The organism is Cupriavidus sp. C2SS-8b, from assembly GCF_057073745.1.
Genome location: NZ_CP172717.1, coordinates 2,337,082 through 2,348,488, shown reverse-complemented (window position 1 = coordinate 2,348,488; position 11,407 = coordinate 2,337,082). Strand labels below are relative to the sequence as shown.

Below are 11,407 nucleotides of genomic sequence, written 5' to 3'. Positions count from 1 at the left end.
GGACGCCTCGGCGTTGCACTGGCCGACAATGCGGAATTCAGCGGAATTCTTGAACATCTCTCTGCCCCTGACAAACGAGATAAACTCCTTTTGTCTGAAAGAAAATCTTTAGTGATGAAGTCGCCCGTACACCTGAACGCGCTGCGCGCCTTCGAAGCCAGCGCCCGACACCAGAGCTTCTCAGCGGCGGCGGCCGAGCTTCATGTCACGCCGGCCGCGGTGGGACAGCTCGTGCGCACGCTGGAGGATTTGCTCGGCGTGCCGCTGTTCCAGCGGGTTTCCAGCGGAAGAATCCGGCTGATTGCCACCGAAGCGGCGGAACGTGCGTTGCCCGATATCCGCGCGGGCTTTGACAGGCTCATGCTTGGCCTGGAGCGGTTGAAAGCGGGCGCGACCAGCGGCGTGCTGACGGTGACCGTCAGTCCCGCCTTTGCCGCCAAGTGGTTGTTGCCGCGCATCGACCGGTTCCAGAGCGCATGGCCCGACACGGACGTGCGCCTGGAGACCAGCCTCAAGCCGGTGGATTTCGTGGCGCAGGGTATCGATATCGGCGTGCGCTATGGCACGGGGATATGGCCGGGCCTGATGGCGGAAAGGCTCATGGATGAGGAGGTCTATCCGGTGTGCTCTCCTAAGCTGCTGCGCCAGCGCGGCGTTAGCCGGCCGGATGATCTCGCGGGAGAGGTGCTGATCCATGACCTGTCGATGGAGGGGCACGCCGGCTTTCCTTCGTGGGATGGCTGGCTGCGCAAGGCGGGCATCCAGGACGCCATCACCACGCGCGGCATGCAGATCAATAATTCCGCGGCTGTCCTGCAGGCCGCTGCGGAAGGACAGGGCATCGCGCTCGCGCGCAGCGTGATGGCGCGCGAGGATCTCGCAAGCGGGCGTCTGGTACGGCTGTTTCCCGAAATCCGCTTTGTATCGCCCCTCGCCTATTTCGTCGTGTACCGCGGCGAGTGTTCCAGTCTTCCGCGGCTCGCAGCCTTTAGGGACTGGTTGATTGAGGAAGCGGCTGGGGACCGTTCCGTGCCGGCGAATGTGTCCCAGGTCCGCCGCCGCCGCCCGGGCGCGAGATAAGGCCCTATGGTAAGGTTGGCCGGACAAGCTCATGGAATCATGGTGATGCATGGGCGGCACTTATTTGCTGTTTGCTGTTTGGAGAATGACGCAGCGTGAGTGATGCAAAGCAGGACCTGCGGCGCAAGCTGTGGGCCGAGAGAGTGGAAAACAGCAGGGCATTGCGCCTGAGCGTGCCGCCGGAGGCCAGGCCCGCGCCGGTCAGCCGGCAGGAGTGGCTGCGCCAGCGCAAGGCGCAATTGCAGGCGGCCCGTGCCGCTGCCAAGCAAAGGCGCGACCTGCTGAAGGCCGAAATCCTGTCGGCCGCGCGCGATATCGCGCGCGAGGAACGCGTTGCCGCGCGGCTGGAAACGGAACGCCTGAAGGCGGAAGCCAAAACCGAGCGGACCCACGCGCGCGAGGACGAGCGGGCCGCGGCCAAGTTCGAGCGCGGCCAGCCCGCGCGCCCGGCGTCAAAACGAAAGACGCTCTCGCAGGAGAAGCGCAAGCTGGTTTCCTACACCGACCTGCTGCGCATGCGCAAGTAATCAGGTCGCGCAGGCCGGCTCGGAGCCAGCTTCCTCATTTTCCGTTTGGGACTCATGCGCGCAGAGCGCCAGCAGACCGCGCTGCAGATCGTCGATCAGGTCCTGCGGATCTTCCAGTCCCACATGCACGCGCACGGCCTGTCCCTGGTAGGGCCACCGCGAACCCGTGCATCCCTTGCCCGGCGTGAACGGGATCGCAAGGCTTTCATAGCCGCCCCAGGAAACACCCAGTCCGAAATGCTCGAGTGCGTCGATAAAGGCCGCGAGCGATGTCTGCGATTGCGTGCGCAGCACCATCGAGAAGAGTCCGCAGGCGCCGGTAAAGTCGCGCTTCCATAGCGCGTGTCCGGGGTGGGAGGGCAAGGCCGGATGCAACACCGCCTCGACCTGCGGTTGCCGCTCCAGCCATTGCGCGACCTGCAGGCCGGATTGCCAGTGGCGCTGCAACCTGACGGCCATGGTGCGCAGGCCGCGCAGGGCCAGATAGGTATCATCGGGGCCCGCCGTCTGCCCCAGGTCGTACGTCGTCTGCTTGACCAGCGGCCAGGTGTCCCGATTGCAGGTCACCACGCCGAGCATGGCGTCGGAATGGCCCACGATGTATTTCGTGGCGGCCTGGATCGATACGTCGACACCGTGCGCGAACGGCTTGAAGAATAGCGGCGTCCCCCAGGTGTTATCCATGACGACATAGGCGCCGTGCCGGTGCGCCGCGGCGGAGATGGCGGGAATGTCCTGGATGTCGAGCGTCTCGGAGCCCGGCGATTCCACATAGACGACGCGCGTATTGGGCCGGAACAGCGACTCGATCGGCTTGCCGTCGACCGGATCATAGGTCTCGACTTCGACGCCGAAGCGCGCCATGACGCGCTCCAGGAACGCGCGTGTCGGCGAATAGGCGCTGTCGCTCACCAGGACGTGGTCGCCCGAAGACAGCAGCGCGGTCAGCGCGGTCGTGACCGCGGCAAGGCCGGAAGGAAAGACCAGCGATCGATAGCCGCCTTCAAGCTCGGCAATGGCTTCTTCGAACGCATGCGTCGTGGGCGTGCCATAGCGGCCATAGGTCGTGGCGCCAGGCTCTTCCGCTGCGCGCGCGCGCTTCATCTCTTCCCATTCGGCCATCGAACCCGCGAGGATGGTCGAGGCCCGGAAGATCGGGGTATTGACGACGCCGCCGAAGCGTTCCGGATGGCGGCCGGCACAAACGAGTTGGGTGCTTTCCTTCATAGGATCTCCATGGATGTTCGATGCGGCAACCGCGCCCGCGGATGCCGCCGGGATGTCTGGTCAGCCGGCAGAGGGCTGGAGGGCAGCGGCCTGGAGCGCGTCGCGATAGGCGAACAGCGCCGGTGCGCCGCCGGTATGCAGGAACAGCACCGGACCGTCGCCGTCGAAGCGCTTGCGCACCACGCCGTCGAGCAAACCGGCCATCGCTTTGCCCGTGTAGACCGGGTCGAGCAGCACGCCCTCCATGCGGCCCAGTAGCCGGATCGCGTCGAGCGTGCCTGTGTTGGGCTCGCCATAGCGCGGCAGGAAGTACTCGTCCCACAATTGGAGCCGCATTTCGGTGGGCACTTCGATGTCGAGCAAATCCGCGGTGCCGTCGATCAGCCCCGCGACCTTGGGCGCCTGGGCTTCGACAGTCCGCGAGACGGTGACACCGACAACCTGCGTATGCGGCATGGCATGGGCCAGTGCAAACGCGAGCCCGCCATGCGTGCCGGCACTGCCGGACGCCAGTACGACGGCCGAGAATGAAACGTCCATTGCCTTCGCTTGCTGTGCCAGTTCCAGGCCCGCCTGCACATAACCCAACGCGCCGAGCGGATTGGAGCCGCCGATCGGCACGACGTAAGGCTTGTACCCATCGCCACGCAGCCGTTCGGCCAGTGCCTGCAGTTGCGCATCGGCGTTGTCGAGAGAGGCCACCGGCTCGCTGCGCGCGTCGAACAGGTCGAGCAGCAGGCGGTTGCCGCTGTGCAGGTAATCGACGTCGGTGGTGCAGGTGGGGTTCTCCAGCAACGCGTGGCAGCGCAGTCCCAGACGGGCCGCGACAGCGGCTGTCTGCCGGACATGGTTCGACTGGATCGCGCCCGCTGTCACCAGCGTATCGGCACCCTGTCGCAACGCATCGGCGGCCAGGAATTCAAGCTTGCGCAGCTTGTTGCCGCCAAAGGCAAGCGGCGTGGTGTCATCGCGCTTGATATAGACATCGCGGCCGAACATGGCGGACAAGCGGCCAAGCTTCTGCAGGGGCGTCACCGCGCCAACCAGGTCGAGGCGGGAGAATGACGCAAGGCGATCCGAGATTTTCATGGGGTTTGTTCTTTGAGGAGATAAACGCGCGCCCGCATCAGTGCAGGATCTTCGCCAGGAATTCCTTTGCACGGGCCGATTTCGGATCGCCGAAGAAGGCCTCCTTGCCGGTGTCTTCAACGATGGCGCCGCTATCCATGAAGATCACGCGGTTGGCCACCTTCTTCGCGAACCCCATCTCATGAGTGACACAGATCATCGTCATGCCTTCGCGCGCCAGTCCGGTCATGACGTCGAGCACCTCGTTGATCATTTCCGGATCGAGCGCCGACGTCGGTTCATCGAACAGCATGGCGACCGGGTCCATCGACAAGGCGCGTGCAATGGCGACGCGCTGCTGCTGTCCACCGGAAAGCTGCGCGGGAAATTTGGCGGCATGGGTTTTCAGGCCGACGCGGTCGAGCAGTCGCAAGCCCTTCTCGCGGGCCTCGTCCTTGCCGCGCTTGAGCACCTTGACCTGCGCCAGCGACAGGTTGTCGAGAATGCTCAGGTGCGGGAACAGCTCGAAATGCTGGAACACCATGCCGACCCGCGAGCACAGCTGCGCGAGGTTGATCTTCGGATCGCCGACGCTGACGCCGTCCACGCTGATGCGACCCTGCTGGAACGCTTCAAGCCCGTTGACCGTCTTGATCAGCGTGGATTTCCCCGAACCCGACGGGCCGCAGATCACCACGACCTCGCCCTTCTCCACGCGCGTGCTGCATCCATCCAGCACCTTGAATTGTCCGTACCATTTCGATACGCCTTCGAGGGCAATCATGTCTTGTCTCCTGCTTGCAGAGTGTTGTTGTGGGGCTTTGCTGGGTAGCGCTGATCAGCGCGTCACCCGCAGGGTCAGCCGTGCCTCGATGCGCCTTTGCACCCATGACAAGCCGGTGCTGAGCAGCCAGTAGATGGCGGCCACCGACAGGTACAAGGGCAGCGGCTGGAACGTGGAGGCAATGATTTCCTGCGACGATCTCAGCAGCTCGGTGACGGTGATGACCGACACCAGCGAGGTGTCCTTGATCAGGCTGATGAGTGTGTTGCCGAGGCTCGGCACAGCCAGGCGCAAGGCCTGCGGGCAGACGATGTAGCGCAGCGTCTGGAGGTGGCTCAACCCGAGGCTGTGTGCCGCGCTCCATTGCCCGCGGCTGATTCCCAGGATCGCGCCGCGCATGCTCTCCGACAGGTAGGCGCCGGCATTGGCGGTGAGGGTCAGGATGCCCGCGCTGGTCGGGTCCAGGGAGATGCCGAGATCGGGCAGGCCGTAGTAGACGACGAACATCTGCACCAGCAGCGGCGTGCCGCGCATGACGCTGACATAGGCGCGCGCGATGCCGCTGAGGACGGGGTTGGCGCTGATGCCCATGATGGCGACGACGATCCCGACCAGCAGGCCGAAGATCATCGAGGCCAGGGCAAACTTCACGGTGATCGCGGCGCCTTGCAGGAGCACCGGCGAGGCATGAATAATCAGGTCAATAGGGTTCATGATGCGATCCATTGCGGTGGCCAGGCACGCCCGTTCCGGATTGGACGGGCGTGTCGTCAGGCGTGGCCGCGATTACTGTGCGAGGGGTTGGCTGGCGTCGGTGCCAAGCCACTGGACGGACAGTTTGCGCAAGGTGCCGTCCTGCTGCAGCGCATTCAGCGCGTCGTCGATTGCCTTGGCGAACTTCGGGTTGCCCTTGCGGAACGGAATGCCCATTTCGAGCTTCGTTCCGGCCAGCAGCGCGCCGGTACGCAGCGGCAGGTTGGCGTTCTTGATCAGGTACGGCAGCATCAGGCGGTCATTGAGCGCGGCATCGATACGGCCGGCCGCGAGATCCCGCAGGTTTTCCGAGGTGCCGGGATAGGTCTGCACCTGGATGCCGGGCACTGTCTTCGCCAGGTCGGCATAGTTGCTGCCCAGCGTGACGCCGACGGATTTGCCCTTCAGAGTTTCCAGCGACGCGAACTCGCGTTTGTCGTTGCTGCGCTGAAGCACCTGGACCGCGGAATAGACGTAGGGCTGCGTGAAATCGAGCGCCTGCTTGCGCGCCGGCGTCATGCTGACCTGGTTGACGATCACGTCGAACTTGCCGGCCTGCAGGCCCGCGATGATGCCGCTCCATTCGGTGGTGACAAACTGGGCCTTGAGGCCCATCTTCTCTGCCACCGCCCGGGCCACCGCGACGTCGAAGCCATCGAGTTGGCCCTGGGCGTTGCGATAGCCGAACGGCGGATACGTGCCCTCCATGCCGACCTTCAGGACGCCGCTGGCCTTGACGGTGTCGAGCAGGTCTTCAGCCTGTACGGCGGGTGCGGTGAAACCGAGGACGGTCGCGATCAGCGCCCCCTGCAACAGCGATTGCAGCAGCTTCATGCCTTGTCTCCAATGTGGTTATAGGTCTTGTCGAAGGGCAGCATCAGTGCCCGACAGGTCTGTGAAACGACGTTCCTGACCGCTGACGGAGCCCTCGCCGGCCCCGGCGACGTCGCGCGATCAACTCGCTATGTCGTCCAGGCCGTGAGGGAAATCGTAGTGATCCGTCAGGGGAAAAAACTTTCAAAAGACTGAGAGGTGAAGCGCGTTCGTGGAATATTTTTCTCCGTACATCGGGTTAATGACAACGGAGTTCCTGATATCCGGAATGAAGCGCAAAATGCCTCTCCCTTGGGCAACGGCTTCGCGAATCCGCGCTCAGCCTGCCGGGCGCGCTACGCCATATTGCGACGACAGGTAGCGGCGGATGTGGTCGGGGGAGTCGATGAACTGGGTCTGGCCGGCCAAGCGGACCTCCACGCCGTTGTCGACCGGCGCGCGCCCGGCGCCGAGCACCAGCACCGGGGCGGACTGGTTGGCTTCGCCGATCAGTTCGACGATCGCCTGGCGCGGCCGCGGGGCGTCGATGTACTCGACATCGATCTCGTTGCGCAGTTGCGGGAAGAAGCTGAGCAGGCCTTCGACAGCAATCGCGTCGCCGCAGTAGAAGGGGCCTTCCGTGCCTTGATAGAAGCCCGGGCGGAGCATCAGTAGCTTGTCTTTCACGTTGTCTCTCTCTATGGGTTGAAGTGGGTGGTGGTCGCCGTTCCGTTTGCTTGCCGGCCCGTGAACCACGGGACAAAGGATAGGGTCGGGCCGGGCAACCCACTAGTGGCACGAACGACAATTAACGTCCGGATCATGCCAAAATCACGCAGGGGGCGAATCGCGCGAAACATGACTCGGGTTTCGTCCACCAGGTGATCCCGACAACTGTTTCAATCGATCTCTCGTGCCAAAGAATCCATCGCAATCCGGTGCCAGTGGCGGTCTGGTCGCCGTCGTCGTCTACGACGGCCTGAGCCTGTTTGAATACGGCTGCGCCGTTGAAGTCTTTGGTCTGCCCAGGCCGGAAATGGGCGACGCGTGGTATCGCTTCGCGACCTGCTCGGCCGATGCGGGGACGTTGCGCGGGGCGGGCGGCATCCAGGTGCAGGCCGACAGCGGTCTGGAACTGCTGTCGAAGGCGAAGACCATTATCATCCCCGGGTGGCGGGGGATCGAAGCCGATGTGCCGGAGGCGCTTTGCCAAGCCTTGCGCAAGGCGAACAAGCGCGGGGCGCGCGTCATGTCGATCTGCACCGGTGCGTTTGTGCTGGCCGCAGCGGGATTGCTCGATGGCAAGCGCGCGACGACGCACTGGCGTCATGCGGCGGCCCTCGCGCAGCGGTATCCGGAAGTACGCGTGGAGGCGGACGTGCTCTACGTCGATGCCGGCGATGTCCTGACTTCGGCAGGCAGTGCGGCGGGCATCGACCTGTGCCTGCACCTGATTCGCCGGGACTTTGGCCCGCGCGCGGCCAACCAGGTCGCGCGGCGGCTGGTCATGCCCCCTCACCGTGAAGGCGGGCAGGCGCAATACATTGCGGAGCCGGTGTCGAAGCGCAGCAGTGCGTCGCTGGCGCCCCTGCTGGACGGGGTTCGCGCCACCTTGGGAGAGGACTGGCCGATTGCCAGGATGGCCGAGCAGACGGCAATGAGCGCCCGCACCTTCCAGCGCCACTTCGTCAATATGATGGCCATGCCGCCGGGTGAGTGGCTGCTCATCGAACGGATCAGCCGGGCACGGGTGTTGCTCGAAGAGACGGCCTTATCGCTGGACGATATTGCCGTGCAAGTCGGCTTCGGCGCCGCGGCGACCTTGCGCAATCACTTCCGCGCCCGGCTTGGAACCAGCCCCGGTGACTATCGGCGGCGTTTCAGTGCATCAGACGAGCATTGATTCCGGAGAACGGCGCAGCAGGTTTTCGAAGCGGCGGTTGGGTGTTTGAGTTTCCAAAGCGAATTGCATCTTCCGCGCCGCAGCGGTAGTTGCCCGCCCTATAGTGGAACTCGGATACAGGTGCGCCGGCGCGGGCCAGCTCCGCGTACCTCCGCCTCGACATCGCGTCGGCGAAGCCATCCGGGCCGATGAAGCCTGCAGCCTGGGTCGTGGCCGCCGGCCATCCACTTTCCTGGAGGCCTCCATGCTCTACCGGTTCATGGAGTATCAGCGCGCAATGTTCGCGCCATTTGCTGCGTGGGCAGCGAACGCGGCAAGCGCGCTTTCCGATCACGGTAACTTCCTGTCGCGGTTACCAGGCGCTCCCGCCTTTGCCGCTGGTTACGAGATGCTGTACCGGCTCGGACAAGGCAACGACAAGCCCGGGTTCAGCATTGCCGCCGTTGAGCACAACGGCTGCGTCATCCCGGTCGTCGAGCAAGTCGTCGTGAAGCGGGCGTTTTGCCGCCTCTTGCGCTTCGCCACGGCTACGGCCGCACCAGGGGCCGCGGAGCCGCCACGACCGGCCGTGCTGGTCTGTGCGCCGCTTGCCGGGCATCACGCCGTCATTGTGCGCGAGGTCGTCGAAAGCTTGTTGCCCGAACATATCGTCTATGTGACGGACTGGATCGATGCGTGCTGCGTTCCACTGGCGGAGGGACCGTTTCACCTGGATGACTACGTCACCGAACTTCAGGCGTTCATCCGCCGGATCGGCGCGGCACAAGCGCTGCACGTGATTGCCATCTGCCAGGCCACCGTGCCGGCCCTGGCGGCGGTTTCGCTGTTGGCCAGCGCGGACGAGCCCACGCCAAGGAGCCTGATCCTGATCGGCGGGCCGATCGATGCGCGTCACAGCCCGACCGCGGTCGGGAGACTGGCCGCGGACCACCCTCTGGTGTGGTTCCAACGGAATCTGATCTATACCGTGCCCGACCGCTACGCGGGTGCCGGCCGCAAGGTGTACCCGAATTTCCTTCAGCTTGCCGGCTTGATGGCGGCGCAGCCGGGTCTCTTGCCGGCATCGCACTGGCACTATTATTCGGAACTTGCGCTGGGTAATTACAAGCGTGCCGAAGCGCTCCGGCGCGTTTGCGAGGCCTACCTCGCAGTGCTCGACATGGCGGCCGAGTTCTATCTGGATACCATCGAGATCGTGTTCCAGCAATTTCGCCTGGCGCGCGGCAATTGGTTCGTGCGGGGCGAGCTTGTGCGTCCGCAAGACATCCGCGCGACTACGCTGCTCACCATAGAAGGCGACCACGACGCCATTTCCGGTTGCGGGCAGACCCGGGCGGCGCACGAATTGTGCCGGGGCATTGCGGCACGCGACAAGCGGCACGTCACGGCGCCGCGGTGCGGTCACTACGATCTGTTCAGTGGCCCGCGATGGCACTTCGAGATCTACCCTGGCATCCAGGCCGTGATGCGGCAGGGTAGCTAGCGCCACATGCCGGCCCCGGACTCGCCTGCGCTCCGCTGCAGCGCAGCACATCCATCCCTTGAATCCGCCGGCAAGACGGTTTAGGGTACATGCTCGGTGTGCGCAGAAGACTCAGCGCGTCCTTGCACCGGGTTCACGCAGTGCCTTTCAACCGTCCTCCGTGGAGCTACCTCCACGGGGCAGCAGTCGTTGTTCCTTTTTTCGCACCCGACAAAGGAGCCTTCTATGAGGGCAAGGATGTCAACCCCCTTCAGTATCGGGATTTCATATAGGCGGCTCGATACCGTCTTTTCCTTGCAAGCCATTATTTTTCGTTTCGCGGACTGACGCGGCGGGCGAAAGTGGGAGGTCGGGGTGCTAAATACCGGCCATTGCCGGACTACCTTCTATCCGTGCCGGCGTGGAAGCCGGGCACCACATACCATATGCGCAAAGCGCTGGGATTACCCCTGTTACCTGCGCGCCCCATCTGAAAGGACGGCTACCCGCGGGGGTAGCCCGGCTCCTTTACGGGCGCGCTGACCTACAATCGTACCGCGTCGCTCTCGATGCTTGGATCGGAATCACCTCCACTATGGTTTGAGGCTTGCGCCGGGGGGAATCTCCCCGTACTCGAGGTAGCGCCACAGGGCAATTGCCAATCGACGGGCAAGTGCGACAATGCCAACGCGCCGCATGCGCTTGCTGCCTGGCGCGAAGCGCTCATTGAACCACTGCGTGAGCTGACTAGTTGGCTGGTAGCGTAACCAGTTCCATGCCAGTTCGATCATGAGCCATCTCGAGCGTTTGTTGCCCGCCTTGCTGATGCCTTGCTCGACGTGACTTTCGCCACTACTGTAAGGCGTCGGTGCCAATCCCAGGCAGCCGGCGATTTCGCGCCGGTTGTGAAATCGCCGCCAGCCAAACAGTTCCTTGTTTAGGAGCCAGGCACTGCCCACGCCGATCCCGCTGAGTCGCGCGAGCAGCGCGATGGCGGGCTGCTCGCCGCTCTTCACTGCCTGGTGCTGCTGGGTTTCGATGTTCTTGATCTGCGCGACGACCAACGCCAGTCGCGCGACTTCACGCTCGATCTCAGCAGCTAAACCAGCGGGTAGTTGCGAACCATGATCGTTCCACCAGTGGTTCCAGGATCGGTCCCCGATCCGAGCGACCCGCAGGTTGTGCAATACCAGCAGTGAACGAATCCGGTTGCTATGGGCGGTGCGTTCCTGTTTGAGTCGACCGAGTTCGCGATGCAAACGCCGCTCGTCTTCCTGCTCTTCGGTTGGGATCCGCGCGACTGCCCATACGCGCCGCTCGCCGACGTAGTAACGCATCAACATCGAGAGCAGCTTGTCGCTGTCGAGCCGGTCGGTCTTGGCCCGCCGCGCACGGCGGTTGACTTCAATACTGGCCGAATCCACGACCAGGTTACCGATACCTTTTTCCGTTAACCAACGGTGCAGCCAGAAGCCGTCGCGGCCAGCTTCGTAGCAACTACGCACCGGGGCTTGCGGCGCTAGTCCAAAGCGTGCTTTGGCCTTGGCAATCACTTGCAGGACTGCATTCAGGTCGCCAGCCACAAGCGTATGCCGGCTCGGTCCATGCCCGCCGTCGCCCAGCGACAGCTTCCAGCTCTTCTCGCCCAGTTCAAAAGCCATGTACAGCCAGCCGGTGATCGGCGTACTCTGCCCATGAAGGGCTGTGTCAGGCGTGTCCATTTGCGTGCTCCTTTAGAGAAACGAGAGTGCGAATCTTCGTTTTACTCCAGGAGTTGCCTCCGCGGCCCT

11 protein-coding genes are annotated in these 11,407 nt (G+C 63.8%); 4 read left to right on the top strand and 7 right to left on the bottom strand.

Annotation, left to right across the window (positions count from 1 at the left end):
* The first annotated feature begins 114 nt into the window (after positions 1–114).
* Positions 115–1,080: a transcriptional regulator GcvA gene (gene gcvA / locus ACIGJB_RS27560; protein ID WP_483734677.1), complete on the top strand. Its 966-nt coding sequence runs from the start codon at positions 115–117 to the stop codon at positions 1,078–1,080.
* Positions 1,081–1,175: 95 nt separating this feature from the next.
* Positions 1,176–1,607: a hypothetical protein gene (locus ACIGJB_RS27555; protein ID WP_483733133.1), complete on the top strand. Its 432-nt coding sequence runs from the start codon at positions 1,176–1,178 to the stop codon at positions 1,605–1,607.
* Here ACIGJB_RS27555 and metC read toward each other — a convergent pair whose 3' ends face one another.
* The 6 genes from metC to ACIGJB_RS27525 all read right to left on the bottom strand — a co-directional run bounded on the left by metC (position 1,608) and on the right by ACIGJB_RS27525 (position 6,939).
* Positions 1,608–2,834, bottom strand: coding sequence for a cystathionine beta-lyase (metC, locus tag ACIGJB_RS27550; protein ID WP_483733132.1), 1,227 nt, complete (start codon positions 2,832–2,834; stop codon positions 1,608–1,610).
* Positions 2,835–2,894: 60 nt separating this feature from the next.
* Positions 2,895–3,923 carry a D-cysteine desulfhydrase gene (locus ACIGJB_RS27545; RefSeq protein WP_483733131.1) on the bottom strand — a complete coding sequence of 343 codons (1,029 nt, stop codon included), beginning with the start codon at positions 3,921–3,923 and terminating at the stop codon, positions 2,895–2,897.
* 37 nt (positions 3,924–3,960) lie between these two features.
* Positions 3,961–4,686, bottom strand: a complete 726-nt coding sequence (locus tag ACIGJB_RS27540) for an amino acid ABC transporter ATP-binding protein (protein WP_483733130.1) — start codon at positions 4,684–4,686, stop codon at positions 3,961–3,963.
* Positions 4,687–4,740: 54 nt separating this feature from the next.
* Positions 4,741–5,400: an amino acid ABC transporter permease gene (locus tag ACIGJB_RS27535; protein WP_483712487.1), complete on the bottom strand. Its 660-nt coding sequence runs from the start codon at positions 5,398–5,400 to the stop codon at positions 4,741–4,743.
* Positions 5,401–5,472: 72 nt separating this feature from the next.
* Positions 5,473–6,273: a transporter substrate-binding domain-containing protein gene (locus ACIGJB_RS27530; protein WP_483733129.1), complete on the bottom strand. Its 801-nt coding sequence runs from the start codon at positions 6,271–6,273 to the stop codon at positions 5,473–5,475.
* A gap of 318 nt (positions 6,274–6,591) precedes the next feature.
* Positions 6,592–6,939 (bottom strand): DUF3088 domain-containing protein, encoded by a 348-nt coding sequence (locus ACIGJB_RS27525; protein WP_483733128.1) that lies wholly within the window; start codon positions 6,937–6,939, stop codon positions 6,592–6,594.
* Positions 6,940–7,165: 226 nt separating this feature from the next.
* Between ACIGJB_RS27525 and ftrA the strand changes: the two genes are divergently transcribed.
* Positions 7,166–8,155 carry a transcriptional regulator FtrA gene (ftrA, locus tag ACIGJB_RS27520; protein WP_483733127.1) on the top strand — a complete coding sequence of 330 codons (990 nt, stop codon included), beginning with the start codon at positions 7,166–7,168 and terminating at the stop codon, positions 8,153–8,155.
* 244 nt (positions 8,156–8,399) lie between these two features.
* The gene (gene phaZ, locus ACIGJB_RS27515; RefSeq protein WP_483733126.1) at positions 8,400–9,638 is read left to right on the top strand and encodes a polyhydroxyalkanoate depolymerase; all 1,239 of its coding nucleotides are present in this window, start codon (positions 8,400–8,402) and stop codon (positions 9,636–9,638) included.
* 572 nt (positions 9,639–10,210) lie between these two features.
* On the opposite strand, the gene ACIGJB_RS27510 is transcribed toward phaZ, so the two are convergent.
* Positions 10,211–11,338 (bottom strand): IS110 family RNA-guided transposase, encoded by a 1,128-nt coding sequence (locus tag ACIGJB_RS27510; RefSeq protein ID WP_483733125.1) that lies wholly within the window; start codon positions 11,336–11,338, stop codon positions 10,211–10,213.
* Between the last annotated feature and the right edge of the window lie 69 nt (positions 11,339–11,407).

Bases quoted from the DNA above. Each gene is read 5' to 3' on its own strand.
- phaZ (WP_483733126.1), top strand. From the start codon at position 8,400: ATGCTCTACCGGTTCATGGAGTATCAGCGCGCAATGTTCGCGCCATTT.
- ACIGJB_RS27545 (WP_483733131.1), bottom strand. From the start codon at position 3,923: ATGAAAATCTCGGATCGCCTTGCGTCATTCTCCCGCCTCGACCTGGTT.
- ACIGJB_RS27510 (WP_483733125.1), bottom strand. From the start codon at position 11,338: ATGGACACGCCTGACACAGCCCTTCATGGGCAGAGTACGCCGATCACC.
- metC (WP_483733132.1), bottom strand. From the start codon at position 2,834: ATGAAGGAAAGCACCCAACTCGTTTGTGCCGGCCGCCATCCGGAACGC.
- ACIGJB_RS27530 (WP_483733129.1), bottom strand. From the start codon at position 6,273: ATGAAGCTGCTGCAATCGCTGTTGCAGGGGGCGCTGATCGCGACCGTC.
- ACIGJB_RS27535 (WP_483712487.1), bottom strand. From the start codon at position 5,400: ATGAACCCTATTGACCTGATTATTCATGCCTCGCCGGTGCTCCTGCAA.
- gcvA (WP_483734677.1), top strand. From the start codon at position 115: ATGAAGTCGCCCGTACACCTGAACGCGCTGCGCGCCTTCGAAGCCAGC.
- ACIGJB_RS27540 (WP_483733130.1), bottom strand. From the start codon at position 4,686: ATGATTGCCCTCGAAGGCGTATCGAAATGGTACGGACAATTCAAGGTG.